This window comes from Shewanella sp. Isolate11 (assembly GCF_022398315.1).
Lineage (GTDB): Bacteria > Pseudomonadota > Gammaproteobacteria > Enterobacterales > Shewanellaceae > Shewanella.
In genome coordinates this window covers 68,087-83,715 of the sequence record NZ_JAKEVF010000009.1, presented here as the reverse complement: position 1 = coordinate 83,715, position 15,629 = coordinate 68,087, and the positions used below count along the sequence as shown (strand labels likewise).

The 15,629-nt window shown below is 44.3% G+C and carries 16 protein-coding genes and 1 rRNA gene; 12 read left to right on the top strand and 5 right to left on the bottom strand.

The window, feature by feature from the left end:
* From rrf to L1D21_RS16070, 3 genes are all read left to right on the top strand, one after another.
* Nucleotides 1-85 (top strand): 5S ribosomal RNA (gene rrf / locus L1D21_RS16080); the annotation flags it as partial.
* A gap of 274 nt (nucleotides 86-359) precedes the next feature.
* Nucleotides 360-614 (top strand): YkgJ family cysteine cluster protein, encoded by a 255-nt coding sequence (locus L1D21_RS16075; protein ID WP_239846283.1) that lies wholly within the window; start codon nucleotides 360-362, stop codon nucleotides 612-614.
* 9 nt (nucleotides 615-623) lie between these two features.
* Nucleotides 624-1,076 carry an Rrf2 family transcriptional regulator gene (locus L1D21_RS16070; RefSeq protein ID WP_239846282.1) on the top strand — a complete coding sequence of 151 codons (453 nt, stop codon included), beginning with the start codon at nucleotides 624-626 and terminating at the stop codon, nucleotides 1,074-1,076.
* 9 nt (nucleotides 1,077-1,085) lie between these two features.
* Here L1D21_RS16070 and L1D21_RS16065 read toward each other — a convergent pair whose 3' ends face one another.
* From L1D21_RS16065 to gpmM, 4 genes are all read right to left on the bottom strand, one after another.
* Nucleotides 1,086-1,838, bottom strand: a complete 753-nt coding sequence (locus L1D21_RS16065) for a divergent polysaccharide deacetylase family protein (RefSeq protein ID WP_239846281.1) — start codon at nucleotides 1,836-1,838, stop codon at nucleotides 1,086-1,088.
* Nucleotides 1,839-1,853: 15 nt separating this feature from the next.
* Nucleotides 1,854-3,059 (bottom strand): S41 family peptidase, encoded by a 1,206-nt coding sequence (locus L1D21_RS16060; RefSeq protein WP_239846280.1) that lies wholly within the window; start codon nucleotides 3,057-3,059, stop codon nucleotides 1,854-1,856.
* A 32-nt stretch (nucleotides 3,060-3,091) separates the two neighbouring features.
* Nucleotides 3,092-4,177: a peptidoglycan DD-metalloendopeptidase family protein gene (locus L1D21_RS16055; protein ID WP_239846286.1), complete on the bottom strand. Its 1,086-nt coding sequence runs from the start codon at nucleotides 4,175-4,177 to the stop codon at nucleotides 3,092-3,094.
* A 65-nt stretch (nucleotides 4,178-4,242) separates the two neighbouring features.
* Nucleotides 4,243-5,787 (bottom strand): 2,3-bisphosphoglycerate-independent phosphoglycerate mutase, encoded by a 1,545-nt coding sequence (gene gpmM, locus L1D21_RS16050; protein WP_239846279.1) that lies wholly within the window; start codon nucleotides 5,785-5,787, stop codon nucleotides 4,243-4,245.
* A gap of 239 nt (nucleotides 5,788-6,026) precedes the next feature.
* Here gpmM and L1D21_RS16045 point away from each other — a divergent pair, with 239 nt between their 5' ends.
* From L1D21_RS16045 to L1D21_RS16550, 9 genes are all read left to right on the top strand, one after another.
* Nucleotides 6,027-6,455, top strand: a complete 429-nt coding sequence (locus L1D21_RS16045; RefSeq protein WP_239846278.1) for a rhodanese-like domain-containing protein — start codon at nucleotides 6,027-6,029, stop codon at nucleotides 6,453-6,455.
* A 201-nt stretch (nucleotides 6,456-6,656) separates the two neighbouring features.
* Nucleotides 6,657-7,148 carry a protein-export chaperone SecB gene (gene secB / locus L1D21_RS16040; RefSeq protein ID WP_239846277.1) on the top strand — a complete coding sequence of 164 codons (492 nt, stop codon included), beginning with the start codon at nucleotides 6,657-6,659 and terminating at the stop codon, nucleotides 7,146-7,148.
* Between the two features lie 6 nt (nucleotides 7,149-7,154).
* Complete coding sequence (gpsA, locus tag L1D21_RS16035) at nucleotides 7,155-8,174, top strand: NAD(P)H-dependent glycerol-3-phosphate dehydrogenase (protein ID WP_239846276.1); 1,020 nt, start codon at nucleotides 7,155-7,157, stop codon at nucleotides 8,172-8,174.
* 166 nt (nucleotides 8,175-8,340) lie between these two features.
* Nucleotides 8,341-9,525, top strand: coding sequence for an NAD(P)/FAD-dependent oxidoreductase (locus L1D21_RS16030; RefSeq protein WP_239846275.1), 1,185 nt, complete (start codon nucleotides 8,341-8,343; stop codon nucleotides 9,523-9,525).
* Between the two features lie 294 nt (nucleotides 9,526-9,819).
* Entirely contained in the window at nucleotides 9,820-11,955 is a 2,136-nt protein-coding gene (locus L1D21_RS16025) for a TonB-dependent siderophore receptor (RefSeq protein WP_239846274.1), read from the top strand.
* Nucleotides 11,956-12,091: 136 nt separating this feature from the next.
* Nucleotides 12,092-12,376 carry a hypothetical protein gene (locus L1D21_RS16020; protein WP_239846273.1) on the top strand — a complete coding sequence of 95 codons (285 nt, stop codon included), beginning with the start codon at nucleotides 12,092-12,094 and terminating at the stop codon, nucleotides 12,374-12,376.
* Nucleotides 12,377-12,380: 4 nt separating this feature from the next.
* Nucleotides 12,381-13,991 carry a PepSY-associated TM helix domain-containing protein gene (locus L1D21_RS16015; RefSeq protein ID WP_239846272.1) on the top strand — a complete coding sequence of 537 codons (1,611 nt, stop codon included), beginning with the start codon at nucleotides 12,381-12,383 and terminating at the stop codon, nucleotides 13,989-13,991.
* Nucleotides 13,988-14,287, top strand: coding sequence for a hypothetical protein (locus tag L1D21_RS16010; protein ID WP_239846271.1), 300 nt, complete (start codon nucleotides 13,988-13,990; stop codon nucleotides 14,285-14,287). Before L1D21_RS16015 ends, L1D21_RS16010 begins: the two co-directional genes overlap by 4 nt.
* A 155-nt stretch (nucleotides 14,288-14,442) precedes the next feature.
* Nucleotides 14,443-14,997 carry a prepilin-type N-terminal cleavage/methylation domain-containing protein gene (locus L1D21_RS16550; RefSeq protein ID WP_275659028.1) on the top strand — a complete coding sequence of 185 codons (555 nt, stop codon included), beginning with the start codon at nucleotides 14,443-14,445 and terminating at the stop codon, nucleotides 14,995-14,997.
* A 46-nt stretch (nucleotides 14,998-15,043) separates the two neighbouring features.
* On the opposite strand, the gene L1D21_RS16000 is transcribed toward L1D21_RS16550, so the two are convergent.
* Nucleotides 15,044-15,586, bottom strand: coding sequence for a DUF3332 family protein (locus tag L1D21_RS16000; RefSeq protein WP_239846270.1), 543 nt, complete (start codon nucleotides 15,584-15,586; stop codon nucleotides 15,044-15,046).
* Between the last annotated feature and the right edge of the window lie 43 nt (nucleotides 15,587-15,629).

Sequence of the window (15,629 nt, the reverse complement as noted above, 5' to 3'; positions counted from 1 at the left end):
ATCCCATCCCGAACTCAGAAGTGAAACGCAATCGCGCCGATGGTAGTGTGGGGTCTCCCCATGTGAGAGTAGGTCATTTCCAGGCGCCTAATTGGTTTTCACTTTTCCTCTTTATAAAGAGAAGTAGTGAAGACAAACAGTTAACTCGTTAAGAGTTGTGATAAAGCCACCTTATTAAGGTGGCTTTTTTGCGTTTGGGGCTTTATAAATTTCTCATAATGACTATCTATACAACTGAGACTTATTATTCAGTGTTGTTATCAAGTGTTTAATTGAATTACTTGCTATATGCTTAAGCCACCGAAGCAAGCTGTGATCTCGTTGGCTAATATGGGATGTAAATACTGGTATAATATTTTATGGATTGTCGATTAGGATGTGGTGCTTGTTGTATTGCACCTTCAATTACTAGCCCTATTCCGGGAATGCCTGATGGTAAGCCCGCTGGAGTACGTTGCGTACAGTTAGATGAAAATAATCTGTGCAAAATCTTCGGTCAGCCTGAGCGACCACTTTTGTGTGCTCGTTTTGTTGCAACGGTAGATGTATGTGGCGATAGTGATGAAGAAGCATTTTGGCTTATCACCAACTTAGAGGCTGACACTCAAGTCTAAAGGTAAACTATGCAGCTCACTCGTTACACTGATTTTGGTATTCGCACATTAATGTATCTGGCCTTGTCACCAGAAAGAGAGGCCTTGTTTCGAATTGCTGAAATTACCGAGGTGTTTGAGCTTTCACCCAATCATGTCTCAAAGATTGTGCATCACCTAGGTAAAGAAGGTTATCTGCTGACGGTACGAGGTAAGAGTGGTGGTTTTCGTTTAGCGAAACCCGCAGAACAGATTAATCTTGGTAGCTTAGTGCGGGTGCTTGAGAACTCACTGGCTCCAATCGATTGTAATAAACCTTATTGCCGCTTTACTCCATCGTGTCAGTTAAAAGGTGTATTAGCTGAAGCTGTAGATGCTTACTTATCCGTGTTGGATCGCTATACCTTGGCAGATATGGTCAATAACAAACATCAATTGAAAAACTTATTGCCTCAACTTACTATTCCTGTCCTTGAAGAGTAAATCACTCGCCTACATTAACTTGTTATTCCCGCTTTTAGGCTGTTCTTGTGCTATGCGGTAAGGCAATAATGCCGATGTTTTTACCAGACTAATACCATCCATGTTTAATCGACTTAGGTTCTTATTGAGAAACTCGATGGTTTCTGGATAAGGATGACCAATCATCACCACATACCCTTGAGTCTTGGCAAAGTTTATTGCTCGCTTAAATTGTTTTTCTAACGCCTGCTCACTGACGTCATTGTCGAGAAATATTTCGCGTCTTAGTATCGGAATACCTTGTTGTTGCGCAGTTTGTGCTGCTTTGCTAAAGCGGGTAGTAACGCTGTCAACGAAGTAATTATCATGTTGTTTTAGCGATTGCATTAACCATGTCATAGGCTGTTCTAATTGGGTTAGTAGGCTTCCCATGTGGTTGTTTACACCACGAACGTTGGGAATACTATCAAATGCATTATTGATGGTGTTTTTGAATTGCTCTTCATCCATCTGGTTAGTAAGTCCTCCCGGGCCAAGGGTTTTGCCATTAAGTGCCTGCATGGGTAAATGCAGCATGATCTCATGGCCTTTACGGTTCGCCGCTATCGCAATTTTTTTGCCTAACGGGGTATGAGGTAAGACCGAAAGGGTCACCGAGCTGGGAAGTGATAACACGGCTTCATCGGTGAGGCGATAACCAATATCGTCGATGATAATGGAGACTTGAGCCGCAGTCGCTTGGTTAATAAAACAGGAAAAGGCTAATAAGAGTAATAGGCGCACAATATTCTAATTTAACTAACTGTGGTCTTTAATCCATGTGATAGCCAAATTAACCAGCTTATCTTTAGCTATTTCATCATGGGGCGATAGCGAGTTGATTATAGGCATATTTTCATCGGCAGTAATAGTTTCTGTTTCAATATTTATATCGGGCTCAACACCTATCGAATGAATGTCTCGGCCCTTGGGGGTGGTGTAATGGGCGATAGTGAGTTTAATTGCGTTACCTTCAATAAGTGTAGGGATTAAGCTTTGAACCGTGCCTTTGCCAAAGCTTTTTTCACCTATCAGTGTAGCGCGCTTATTTTCTTGTAATGCCGCTGCGAGTACCTCTGATGCTGAAGCTGAGCCTTTGTTGATCAATACCGTTAATGGTAGTTGGGCAAACATATTTTGTGGTGAAGCAAAGTAGTCTGAGTTTGCGTCGAAGAAGCGGCCACGAGTGGAGACTATACGTCCTTTAGCTAAGAATAAGTCTGCAATTTTGATTGCTTGATCGAGTAAACCGCCAGGGTTATTACGTAAATCCAATATTAACCCTGTTATGGGCTTGTCTTGCCATTGGGATAGTTGCTTGATGAGGTCGGCGGTGGTGTCGTCTTGGAAGCTAGAGATCTTTAGGTAACCTATGCTGCCTTGAAGTAATTCACCGCTAATAGAATGAACATCTATGAGGCTAGGTTTTAAGGTGACGTCGATGATTTGGTTTGAGTTGTGCCGGCTTAGAGAGAGATTGATAGCTAAGTTATTCTGGCTATGAAATTTTATCTGTTTTAACACGCTGTCGAGACGTTTAGCGTTGACGTTTTTATTATTAACTTTGACGATTCTGTCGCCGGGTTGGATCCCGGCAATTGCAGCGGGAGAGTGAGGGAAAGGACTGATAATTGTGACCTGATCTTCTTCGGTTGCTACTTCGATACCAAAGCCAAAATATTCACCACGATTGGCATCTTTAATTTCTGAAAAGGCTTCTTGGTCAAGAAAAGCAGAGTAGGGGTCTAGTTGAGTAAATATGCCATTAATGGCCGCTTGAATGAGTTCTTCTTGGGTAACTTCATCGACATAATAGGTTTCGACAGTGCTGATAATATCCATTAATAATGGGTAGCTCGCCTTGGTTTGCGGCGCTCGTGTGTTCTCTTTTCCCGATAAGGTAATCGATAAGCCTAAGGTTAAACCGAATGCTATGCAGATGAAATATCTAATATATTTAGCCATGCGCCACCTCAGATTAAAGGGGCACCGCTGAATTAGCGCTTGCAATACCTCGCGGGATCGACCGCCTGCCCCTTGTGCCTTACTTCAAAGTATAGGCCAGGTTCTGTCTGTCCACCCGAACGACCGACTAAAGCAATGGTTTCGCCTTTGTTGACACTGTCACCAGCATTTTTAAGCAAGGTTTGTGCATGACCATAAAGGCTCATGTAGCCTTTGCCGTGATCGACCACCATCACCATGCCGAAGCCACGTAACCAATCGGCATAGATCACTTTTCCTGCGGCGATAGCTTCAACGGATTGTCCTTCAGGCGCGGCTAAGATCACCCCTTTCCATTTGACTTGTCCTGAACGTGGACTGCCAAAACCGGAGCGAATACGACCTTTGGTTGGCCATTTCAACTGTCGCTGTTTGTGAAGCCCTTCCATTGATGGATTAGCTTTCATCGCGTTGAGAGCTTGTTCTACGACGCGCTTTAAACTGGCTTCTTCGATTTGTAGCTGTTCCAGCTTAGCCCCTTGTGAATTAAGGGTGCGCTGTAACTGTTGTAGTGTCTGTTGACGTTGTGTCTGCTCTTGGGTCAATATCTTGGCTTGTTGCTCTTGTTCCAAAATGAGCGCATTGAGCTTGGTTTTTTGTTGCCGCTGCTCGGCTTCAATGCTGTCGAGTTCGCTGATGGTTTGTTGCAGCTTATTAATCGAATCGATACGAGCATCGTTGAGATATTGGTAGTAAGCCAGTAAACGTTCGATGGTGGCGGGATTTTGCTGATTAAGCATCATCTTAGTGTAATCATGATTACCGGCAAGATAGGCACTGGTAAGTTGATTCGCTAAGGTTTGCTGTTGAGTTTTTTTCAGCTTATCCAGTTCAACTTTGCGGCTATCGAGCTCGGCAAGTTTTTTATCTGTGACGCGAAGTGACGCTTTAGTTTGAGTGACCTTTTTGGCTGCATTCGCAATAGCTTGTTCATCTTGCTTTAACAATTTAACCAGTTTTTCGCGTTGGCGACCGGCATCTTTTAGGTTCGATTGCTGAGCGCTGATCTGTTTTTGTATCTCTTTCAGCTGCGACTGCCGCTGCTTCAGGTCTGCAGCCTGCACAGTGCAACAAAGCATGATAAAGCCAGCAATAATGCTGGCTTTATAAAAACCTAATCGTTTAAGCAATGAACGTTTCTCGCTTATTTCGCCAATGTAATGATATTGCGTCCCGTCATCTCGGCTGGAACGTCTTGTTCCATCAAGGTTAACATGGTTGGTGCCAAATCACTTAGTCTTCCGTTAGCTGAAATTTCAGCTTTGCGACCAACATAGATAAGTGGCACTAATTCGCTGGTATGAGCGGTATGTGCTTGACCCGTTTGTTCATCGGTCATCTGCTCGGCGTTACCGTGATCGGCGGTAATTAAACACTCACCATCCACTTTCTCCAATGCTTCAACTACACGGCCGATACAAGTATCTACAGCTTCACAGGCTTTTACGGCGGCATCGAAGTTACCGGTATGACCTACCATGTCACCATTAGGGTAGTTACAGATAATTACATCGTATTGGGTTGATTCGATGGCTTCTACCAACTTGTCAGTAAGTTCGGTTGAGCTCATTTCTGGTTGCAGATCATAGGTTGCAACTTTAGGCGATTGGATCAGGATTCTATCTTCACCTTTAAATGGCTCTTCTTTACCGCCATTGAAGAAGAAAGTGACATGGGCGTATTTTTCAGTTTCAGAGATACGCAGTTGGGTTTTGCCGCTATTTTGTAGCGTTTCACCTAAGGTATTAACCAGATCCACAGAAGGATAAGCGATAGGCGCAGGGATATCGGCAGCGTATTCCGTTAACATAACGAAGTTGAGCTTAGGCGTTACTGCACGTTCAAAACCGTCAAAGCTTGGGTCAACAAAACTGCGGGTGATTTGTCGAGCGCGGTCGGCGCGGAAGTTCATGAAGATCAGTGCGTCATCATCTTTGAGGCTGACAACATCACCTGTTGGCGTAGTGATTGCTGAACTGGCAACGAACTCATCGTTTTCATCACGGCCATAAGCGGCTTCCAATGCATCGACGGCATCGGTGTATTTATGTAGTGATTTTCCTTCAGTTATTAGCTCATAGGCTTGTGAGACACGCTCCCAGCGATTGTCTCTGTCCATGGCATAGTAACGTCCAATTAACGAGGCGATTTGTCCTGTGCCTAACTTGGCAAATAATTCATTGAAATGAGCGAGGCTGGATTTAGCACTACGAGGTGGTGTGTCACGACCATCTAAGAAGGCATGAAGATACACTTTATTTGCACCGCGTTGAACAGCCATTTCACACATAGCTTGGATATGACTCTCGTGACTATGTACTCCGCCTGGAGACAAAAGACCCATAATATGAACCGCGCCGTCAGCGGCGATGGCTTTGTCTACAGCCTCGACTAATGCTGGATTTGAGTTGAACTCTCCATCATCAATCGCTTTACCGATACGGGTTAATTCTTGATAAACCACTCGGCCAGAACCGATATTAATGTGGCCGACTTCTGAGTTACCCATTTGTCCGTCTGGTAAACCTACGTCTAGGCCTGAACCTGAGATTAAGCTATGAGGATAGTCTTTATTAAGTTGGTCGAGCACCGGAGTGTTGGCATGATGAACGGCATTCATATGTGGGTTTTCGCGATAACCCCAGCCGTCGAGGATCAGCAGTGCCAAGGGGCGTTTGCGTGTCGTCATGGTGGTACCTATATAAAGTTAAAAAGAATGGTTAAATCAGAAATTGTTTAAATATTACTACGTACCGACTCGATCAAAAAGTCATTTACACCGATAGGGCTTATCGACTCGGTCACAAAATAGCTTCAAGCCAACCTATAGCGGTTAATGCGGGTTAACTACTTGCTGCAATATGAACCAACAATCGGTTATACTCTGTGCCCTGATTGTCTCTCAAGCCAACGAAGTAGGCCGAAATAATGCAAGAATATATCGAATTTTTTAAAGCTAATCCTATGTTAAGTCTCGCTTGGGTTGGTTTGTTTGTCGCACTTATCGTCAGCGTTTTTAAGTCTAGCGTCTCTAAAGTTAAGACGGTCGATCATCAACAAGCGGTGTTATTAATTAACAAACAAGAAGCTAAAGTGGTTGATGTACGTTCAAAAGATGAGTTCAAAAAAGGCCATATCGTTGACGCGATTAACCTACCTTTAGCAGAAATCAAAAATAATAAGACATCTGCCCTTGAAAAGTTTAAAGCCAGTCCCATTATAATGGTATGCAATGCTGGAATGACATCAGCGCAAGCCGCTCAGTTGATGGTTAAAGCGGGTTTTGAATCTGTTTACAATCTCAAAGGTGGTATGGGCGATTGGCAACAAAACAATTTACCTGTTGCCAAAAAATAAAGTTGTACCCCCACACATGATTGCTGTTATTCAGCAAGATTGATTAGAGAGTCATCTCTTAAAAAAATGGCTTAGGAGATAACAGCTCCTAAGAAAAACTAAAACTGGGATGGTGGCTGAGATCTCATTTACGACATCAGTAACAAAAGCCCTTAAAGATGATTCTTTAAAGAATCCAACAAATTGAATTAGGTAAAAATTATGTCTGAAGTAGCAAACAACGAACAACAAGGTCCACAATTCAACATCCAACGTGTATACACTAAAGATATCTCATTCGAAACACCAAACAGCCCAGCTGTGTTTCAAAAAGAGTGGAACCCAGAAGTTAAGCTAGACCTAGACACTCGCAGCGCTAAGCTTGCTGATGACGTTTATGAAGTCATTCTTTCACTCACAGTTACTGCTAAAAACGGCGAAGAAACTGCCTTCCTATGTGAAGTACAACAAGCGGGTATCTTCGCTATCAGTGGTCTAACTGAACAGCAACTTGCTCACTCTCTAGGTGCTTACTGCCCTAACGTACTATTCCCATACGCTCGTGAAGCGGTTGGTAGCCTAGTTGCTCGTGGTACTTTCCCTCAACTTAATCTTGCACCAGTTAACTTTGACGCGCTATTTGCTCAGTATGTTCAACAGCGTCAAGCGAGTGCAGAAGCAGCGTCAGAAGGCGCTGAAGAAGCGACTGCTTAATCACGCATGAACAACACTGCCGATATTACGGTACTGGGGGCGGGCTCTTATGGCACCGCCCTTGCTATTTCTTTAGCCAGTAACGGTCATAAAACGCTGCTTTGGGGCCATGAGCCTGAACATATCGAGAACCTGAAGCGTGATCGATCTAATGAAGCATTTTTGCCCGGTATTGCATTACCTGAGCTGCTTATTCCTGAAGCCGACTTAGCAACAGCCCTGGCTGCATCGAATAATGTACTGGTTGTGGTACCTAGCCATGTCTTTGGTGCGGTGCTTAAGCAGGCGAAACCTTATTTGCGCAAAGATGCTCGCATCGTTTGGGCAACGAAGGGGCTTGAGCCTGAAACCGGCCGTTTATTGCAAGATGTTGCCCGTGAAATCCTAGGTGATGAGTATCCGTTGGCCGTGCTTTCTGGACCGACTTTCGCAAAAGAGCTCGCGGCAGGAATGCCGACAGCGATTTCAGTTGCTGGCACCGACAACCGTTTTACTAAAGACTTAGTCGAACTATTACATAGCCCAAGTCGTTTACGGGTGTATGCAAACGATGACTTTATTGGTCTACAGTTGGGTGGCGCAGTTAAAAACGTGATTGCTATCAGTGCAGGTATGTCTGATGGTATCGGCTTTGGTGCCAACGCGAGAACCGCATTGATCACTCGAGGCTTAGTTGAGCTAACTCGTCTTGGTGAAGCCATTGGTGCGCAAGCATCGACCTTTATGGGCATGGCGGGCTTAGGCGACTTAGTGTTGACCTGTACCGACAACCAATCGCGCAATCGTCGTTTTGGTTTAGCGCTGGGTCAAGGTAAAGATGTTGATACTGCACAAGCGGAGATCGGCCAAGTGGTTGAAGGCTATCGTAACACCAAAGAGGTGTATACCTTAGCCAAACGCTTAGGGGTTGAAATGCCTATTACCGAGCAGGTCTATCAGGTGCTTTATCAAGGCGGCACACCACATGGTGCAGCTAAAGCATTGTTAGCCAGACAGAAAAAGTCAGAAACCACAGAAGGCGAGTAGACGTGCCGTTGGTTTATGCTAAATAGAATAAGGGTGCTAAAATAGCGCCCTTTTTTGTGGGTGTGTATCGTCTTTGAGCGTCTTGAAGTTAGCCGAAAGTGGCTGCTGTTCAAAGCATCGTTGTTGCGTAAGACATTGTAGTTTTATCGTTAGAGGTAGCAAAGTAGTGGAACATCATCAGGTGATTATCATAGGTGCGGGTGCTGCGGGGTTAATGTGCGCGGCAACGGCAGGCTATCGCGGTCGTGATGTATTGGTGCTGGATAACGCTAAGCAAGCGGGTAAAAAGATCTTAATCAGCGGTGGCGGTCGTTGTAATTTCACCAATCAGAAAGTGGAACCTGCTAACTTTATTTGCCAAAACCCGCATTTCGTTAAATCGGCTTTAGCTCGTTACTCTTCACAAGATTTTATCGAACTGGTTGAGCGTCACGGCATCGAATATCACCAGCGCGATCATGGTCAGCTGTTTTGCAATGACTCAGCTAAAGAGATTGTCGCCATGCTATTGACTGAGTGTGAATGGGCAGGCGCTAAAGTTCAGCTGCGCACCGAGATTCATTCGGTCATCAAAAATCAGGCGGGTCAATTTGAGCTAGAAACTTCTAAAGGCCAATATTGCTGTGACGCGTTAGTGGTTGCAACCGGCGGCTTGTCGATGCCGAAATTGGGCGCTTCACCATTTGGCTATAAGTTGGCGGAGCAGTTCGGGTTAAAAGTGTTGCCAACCCATGCAGGCTTAGTGCCATTCACTTGGCATAGTGAGCAGAAGCTGCGCTTCGAAGCCTTGTCGGGGATTGCGGTTCCCAGCACTATTACCGCTCAAGATGGCACGCAATTTAGTGAAGCCTTACTGTTTACTCATCGTGGTCTATCTGGGCCAGCGGTGTTGCAGATCTCAAACTATTGGCAGCCCGGTGAGAGTATCTCAATTAATCTACTACCGAATATGGATGCGATGCAGGCGCTGCTTGAAGCAATTGAACAGCATCCGAAACAGAGCCTACGCAATACCTTGAGTCAGTGGCTGCCGAAGCGGTTAATTGAGGTGTTATTTGATGAGGCGTTATTGAACATGGCGCTGAATCAATTGGTTCATGCCCAGCGAGATCAAATTGTGGCCGACTTGCATCAGTGGCAATTATTGATGAATGGTACAGAAGGTTATCGCACCGCTGAAGTGACTTTAGGTGGCGTCGATACCGATGAGCTGTCATCGAAAGATATGCAGAGCAAAAAAGTACCTAGGCTCTTCTTCGCTGGCGAAGTGATGGATGTCAGCGGTTGGCTTGGTGGCTTCAATTTTCAATGGGCTTGGGCGTCTGGCGTCGCAGTCGGGCTGGCGGTGTGATGTTTGTGCAGAGACAATAAAGTTTGTATCCTTGGGCTGCCTTACTCCCCCTTTAACCTCGTGACAGCTTAAAATCAGTTTACTTTACTCTTCAATTACTTGATTTATTGCTTCAATTTAAAAGAGTTGCGTGAAAATCACCTCAGCAAATTAGTATGTTGGACTAAATTCCAGTTGCAAAAACGTTTCAATTGTAAATCCCTTTGCGTTTGATAATGCAAATAGTTATCATTTGCGTTGATATTTGTGGTCGTATGATTAAACAAAAAATATTCAACAAAAATAGAGAAGACTATGTCATTAAAGCGAATTTTTGCCTTATCCCCCATTATGTTGTCCTTATCCGGGTATGCACAAGTTATTGAGTCCAATAATGAAGCCGAAGTAAATGCCAGCGATAAAGATATTGAAGTTATTCGCATTGTTTCGAGCCGAATTCAGCGTGTAAGCTCTGGTTCTACGGGACTAGGGTTGGATACTTTTGATACGCCTCAGTCTCTCTCTATTGTCGAAAGCGATACCATTTCTGATTACAACCTAAATGATATCAACAGCCTGTTCAAAAATGTTACAGGTATCAATGTTGACCAAGTTGAAACCGATCGCACCTATTTCAACGCTCGCGGCTTTGATATTACCAGTATGCATATTGATGGCTCAGGGATCCCATTTGGTGACATTTTCGTGGGTGATCTTGATACTGCGATTTACGATAAAGTGGAGTTTATTCGTGGCTCGAATGGATTGATTGCCGGTCTAGGTAATCCATCAGGCACAGTGAATTATGTAAGAAAGCGCCCTAAAAATGATGCGGCAGCTAACGTTTCTCTTAATGTTGGTCGTTGGTCAAATGTAAGAGCAGTGGCAGATGTGTCTGTACCTTTGACAGATAGCGGTAGCTGGGCTGCCAGAGCGGTGGTGGTGCATCAGGACAAAGATAGCTGGTTGGATCGCTATGAAAATAAGCGTACCGTGCTTTACGGTGTCGTCGATGGCCAGGTTAGTGATGACGTCACAGTGACCTTTGGTTATACCCACGAAGATAACAATAGTAATGGTGTGACTTGGGGAGCCGCTCCTTTAATTTATTCCGACGGCACTATGATCGATTTTCCTACTTCAACCAATACCGCTATGGATTGGTCGCATTGGGACACGCTTAATCAAACCGCCTTTGCTGAATTGAACTGGTATATTAATTACAACCTAGACTTCAGTACTAAAATCAATAATATAAAGTATGAAAATGATGCGGAGCTATTCTATACCTACACCAACACTGGGGTTGAGAGCGGCACAGGTCTAGGTCTGCTGGGCTATCCGGGTAAGTTTACCGCAGAAAAAGACACCCTGATTTGGGACAACAATCTTCAAGGTAGCTTCCAAGCTTGGGGGCTAGAACATTTCTTCAATCTCGGGGTAAGCATCGCGAAGGCCGATACCAGTGATATGGATTTTGCGGCGCTAAGCGGCTTCGATGTTATGCCAGCGTTTCCTGGTTGGACAGGGTCTGAAGTGGCTCGACCTCAATGGGATGCGCCTTATGAAGCGGGCTTTACCGATATCAGTCTGAACCGCTTTTATGGTGCACTGCAGTTAGCTGTCACCGACAGCTTTGATTTGGTATTGGGTGCAAGTTTTGTCGACTATGAGAATGAGGGTGAATCATGGGGGGCGTCGACGTCGACCTCTGAAGACGGTAGCAGCCCTTATATTGGCTTCACCTGGGAAGTCATCGATGACTTAAACGTTTACGCCAGTTACAGCGATATCTATCAACCTCAGTATTATCTGAATGAGGATCTGGAAGCATTAGGTTCGGCTGAAGGTAGAAGTTATGAAATCGGTGTGAAAAAACGTTTTGAAAATGACTTTTTGGTGACGCTCGCTCTATTCAGAACCGAGCAAGAAAACCTGTATGAGTTTGTTGAGTATGGCGATGGTGACGGTGTAGACGATAACGATTATTCAGACGATTTCAACTACGCCATATATAAAGGGATCAGTGTCGAGTCTGAAGGTTTTGAGCTTGAAGTTTCAGGGCCGTTATCCGATGAATGGTCACTTCAAGGTGGGATCACAGTGTTGACCATGGATGATGAAAACGGCGATGAAGCCCGTACTTTCATTCCTCGTCAAACATTTAAGTTATTAGCCGATTACTCACCTAAGTGGGAAGAGAAATTGAACGCGGGTGTCTCGGTTCGCTGGCAGAGCAAAACCTATTTCGAAAGCGCCTACGGTCGAATTACGCAAGACAGTTACGCTTTGCTGGGAGCTTATGTTCAATACAGCTTTAACGACAAGGTTTCCTTGGGGCTTAACCTAGAGAATCTGACCGATGAAGAGTACTTAAGCTCTGTTCGTACCGAACAATCTTTCTATGGCTCGCCGTTAAATTACAGTCTGACACTGCGTTGGGATTATTAATTTTATGCTAGCTGACTCACCCGCAAGCCATCGTCGCTTGCGGGTGAGTTGTTGTTTAAACGTCAACAATTATCGCAAGCTACAACTTCTATGTTGAACACTGGCTTTGCAATATCGACTCTGATGGAAAATTGAAATGAGTACTGCACCCATACAGTTTCTGTTCAACCAACGTTTTTGGCTGAGTGGGCCATTTACCCTGTTGGTTTCGCTCGAGGTGATGCTCGCCATGGCAGTTTGGTATCCCCCAGGTATTGGCAATGTGAATAACATCATGATGCCTTTGGTGATGTTTCCGTTAATTTGGTCATTGCTATTTTTCTATACTTATTTGACTCAGATAATGCATAGAGCGTGGTGGATACTTTCAGCGTTGGCGGTGATCAACGGCGCTATTCTTGGGTATAAATTTTTAGGTTAATACTATGACAGATTCTATACGTTCCAAGGCAAAAGCCCTTCTAAGTCTGCATTCTTGGTCTGGGATTGTATTAGGCATGCTGCTTTATGCCGTTATCTTTACCGGTAGTGTTGCCGTTGTTTCTGACGAAATCGGCGAATGGTCTAATAGTAATGCTCATCAAAACTTGATGCTGAGCAGCGACATGGATGCCACGATAGCTTTGCTGACCGAACAAACCCCAGAGGAATACCGAGATGAAATTACGGTTTACGAGGGCCATCGTCAGCAACTGGTCTACTTTTTCCATACACATAAGCAAAATCCTTCAGGTGACATGGATGATTATGGCATCCAATATCAGGTCAGTCCCCATGGTGAGATAGTTCAACAAGTAGAGGGATTTGGTTCTGAGATTTATGCTCAGGATGAATTCAATGCCCTGAGCCGTTTCTTAGTTGCGATCCATACTGAGTTGCATCTTCCTGCGCCTTGGGGGCTTATTTTGACCGGTATCCTCGGTCTGTCCATGCTCATTGCCGCTGTATCGGGATTTTTGATACACCGTAATCTGTTTACGGATCTTTTTACTATACGTAAACAGCGTGATGGTAAGGCACTGAAGCGAGATTCTCATACTGTTGCAGGCACTTGGAGTATTCCGTTTGCAATTTTGCTGGCCTTTACTGGAAGTTATTTTAGTTTCGCGACGGCATTTGGTTTGCCGGCAATGGCGATGGTGGCATTTGGCGGCGATCAGGAGGCCATGATGCACACTTTGGTGGGTGAAGCGCCAAATCTGAGTATGACCTCTCTTCCATCAGCAAACCTGGACTTGATGGTTGGGGATGCCGTTCAACGACAGTCGGCTGCTCCAGCTTTCATTACGTTATCTCACTGGGGAACTGAATCTGCCAATATGGTCGCGTTTTTCATGCCAAGTGCGGGTAAGGTGGGCTTTGATCAATTAGTCTACAACGGTAGTAATGGCCATTTTGTGGAATATAAGCCATTAGTTGGTACGGTACCTTCAGCAGGCAGCGCAATTTTATCACTAATTTATCCCATTCATTTCGGCACCTTCGCTGGATTATTTTCTAAGATCATTTGGGTTAGTTTAGGTGTCGCGGCCTGTTATGTCACCATAACTGGCATGCAACTGTATGCCGTCAGGCACGAGCGATATGACTCCTCTTGGCAGTGGCTTAGCCGTTTTAATGTGTGGGGTTTCTTCGGCCTTCCTCTGTGCTCATTGACTAGTGCGATTGGTTTTTTTGTCAGTGGTGCCATGGGGGCAAGTCAGAGTAGCTGGACGCCAATAGCATTTGTCATCGCAGCCGTATTAATTAGTATTTTGACATTGATGATAAGGAATATTCACTTTCTAAAGCAGTTGATATTAGGCTTCAATGGTCTGTTTTGTTTGGTATTGCCATTGCTACGCTTTGCTCATTCTGATGTTGGCTTACTGCAGGCACTAAAGCAGGGGATGACAGAGTTGATGTTTGTTGATTTAGCATTGGTTGTTATCGCGCTCTGGTGCTTTTATGGCATCTTCAAGGGGGAGAAATTTCACCAAGCCCAACGAATACAACCAGAGAGCTCTCCCTTGCAGGTTGCGGAGGTTGTAAGATGAATCATCTGTTGATGACATTACCGTTTGTTCTGTTTGGCGGTTTGATGTTAGTGATCCTAGCTAAATCCGATCCTAGACGTCAGTATTCTGCTCGAAAGTTTGCTGCCAAAAACATAGCCAAAGACAGTGTTCAGTTAAATCTATCACCGATGATACGCAAGATGTTGGCTTTCAGTTTACTGTTGCCGATGATTGCGCTGCTCTTGATGGCTAACTATGCCGGCATCTTAATGTATGCCGGCGCATTAACTGTTGTGGGCTGGCTTATTGCTGAATTGCCGAGTTCGCTAGTATAGACCTTTTGTTTATCGCTTTAGCCTGAGCGGCTCGAATTTGTAAGAAACATCCTGTTGCCTGCGTAGGAACAGGATGTTTTTTATTGGGCGGTAAGATTTCATCATTTTTTTGTGTTAAATAACCTCGAATTTTTGCAGTCAATAAGAGGATAGCAATGAAATCGAATCGGGGTTTTACACTGGTTGAGCTGGTGACGGTGATTATTATTTTGGGGATTTTAAGTGTTATGGCTGCTCCTCGTTTTATTGATCTGAGAGGTGATGCACAAGCTAGCGTCATGAAAGGTCTACAAGCATCGTTGAAGTTTGTCGTTGAGGCGGTGAGTTATCAATCAGCTATTCAAGGTACCGATAGAGAAAGAGCCGTTACAACAACAGTGAATGGCGTCGATATTCAGACCTATTACGGCTATCCCCAAGAAATATGGGATGACAAGTTAGAGCATTTGATGGCAGGTGATTTCTATTTTATGGGTAATGCTTATCAAGATAATGGTCTGTTTGAGGAAGTGTGTCCCCAAACTATATGTGTGGTTGAGCAAATCAAATTAAGCACTTTATTTGCTGATGGCACCGCGGGCTATGCTCTGGCCTTCCTACCTAAAGGTTACTCATTGAGAAACAATTGTTCTGTTGCTTATTATTTTACAGCTTACCCATCTGATGGTTATGCAAAGGTGTTTGTGAAAACCATAGACGGTGGCTGTTAAAAAGGGGATATATCATCCCCTTGTAACACCTGAATAAGTTTAACCTTTATGAGCGATTCTGAGCATAGGTTGCCAACTCTGTCATCGAGGTTTGGCTAATGGTCTGCCCATCAAGATAATAAGCGATATTATCCCCAGTACGAACACCGACTAAAGTTGCCGTTTCGCCATTGCTATAGGTGATGTCCATTTTCAGTGTGTTTTCGTTAATGCGTTCCAGTTCACCGCGCTTGATAATGCGATTATAACTAATGGGTTTTACTGGTGCTTCTTTCAGTGAGTCATCGACCTTATCATTTACATCTAAGTATGTATCATCGACTTTAGAGTCAAAGATGTGTGGTTTGCCGTTGAGAGGGTTAGTACCTGTCCAAAATTCCAGTGAGTTGAAGATAATATAATCGGCCGCGATTGAAAGACCGTAGACAGGAGAAAGTAAAATATTCAAGCCACCACGAGCATAGCGGTTATCAACAGCTTTTAAGTTAAATCCCATGACATAGCCAGTTACAGCATTACTGCCCACACATCCTGAAAGTGCGACAGTTGCTGTCGTAATTAGACAAACTTTTGCGATCACTTTTTTCATAATAACCTCTTTATTTGTTATTTATCCCACATCATTACAGAAT

What these genes read in the sequence shown, in the direction of transcription:
- L1D21_RS16015 (WP_239846272.1), top strand. Translation starts at nt 12,381, where the DNA reads ATGACAGATTCTATACGTTCCAAGGCAAAAGCCCTTCTAAGTCTGCAT.
- gpmM (WP_239846279.1), bottom strand. Translation starts at nt 5,787, where the DNA reads ATGACGACACGCAAACGCCCCTTGGCACTGCTGATCCTCGACGGCTGG.
- L1D21_RS16025 (WP_239846274.1), top strand. Translation starts at nt 9,820, where the DNA reads ATGTCATTAAAGCGAATTTTTGCCTTATCCCCCATTATGTTGTCCTTA.
- gpsA (WP_239846276.1), top strand. Translation starts at nt 7,155, where the DNA reads ATGAACAACACTGCCGATATTACGGTACTGGGGGCGGGCTCTTATGGC.
- L1D21_RS16000 (WP_239846270.1), bottom strand. Translation starts at nt 15,586, where the DNA reads ATGAAAAAAGTGATCGCAAAAGTTTGTCTAATTACGACAGCAACTGTC.
- L1D21_RS16055 (WP_239846286.1), bottom strand. Translation starts at nt 4,177, where the DNA reads ATGCTTTGTTGCACTGTGCAGGCTGCAGACCTGAAGCAGCGGCAGTCG.
- L1D21_RS16060 (WP_239846280.1), bottom strand. Translation starts at nt 3,059, where the DNA reads ATGGCTAAATATATTAGATATTTCATCTGCATAGCATTCGGTTTAACC.
- L1D21_RS16020 (WP_239846273.1), top strand. Translation starts at nt 12,092, where the DNA reads ATGAGTACTGCACCCATACAGTTTCTGTTCAACCAACGTTTTTGGCTG.
- L1D21_RS16045 (WP_239846278.1), top strand. Translation starts at nt 6,027, where the DNA reads ATGCAAGAATATATCGAATTTTTTAAAGCTAATCCTATGTTAAGTCTC.
- L1D21_RS16070 (WP_239846282.1), top strand. Translation starts at nt 624, where the DNA reads ATGCAGCTCACTCGTTACACTGATTTTGGTATTCGCACATTAATGTAT.
- L1D21_RS16075 (WP_239846283.1), top strand. Translation starts at nt 360, where the DNA reads ATGGATTGTCGATTAGGATGTGGTGCTTGTTGTATTGCACCTTCAATT.
- L1D21_RS16550 (WP_275659028.1), top strand. Translation starts at nt 14,443, where the DNA reads ATGAAATCGAATCGGGGTTTTACACTGGTTGAGCTGGTGACGGTGATT.
- L1D21_RS16010 (WP_239846271.1), top strand. Translation starts at nt 13,988, where the DNA reads ATGAATCATCTGTTGATGACATTACCGTTTGTTCTGTTTGGCGGTTTG.
- secB (WP_239846277.1), top strand. Translation starts at nt 6,657, where the DNA reads ATGTCTGAAGTAGCAAACAACGAACAACAAGGTCCACAATTCAACATC.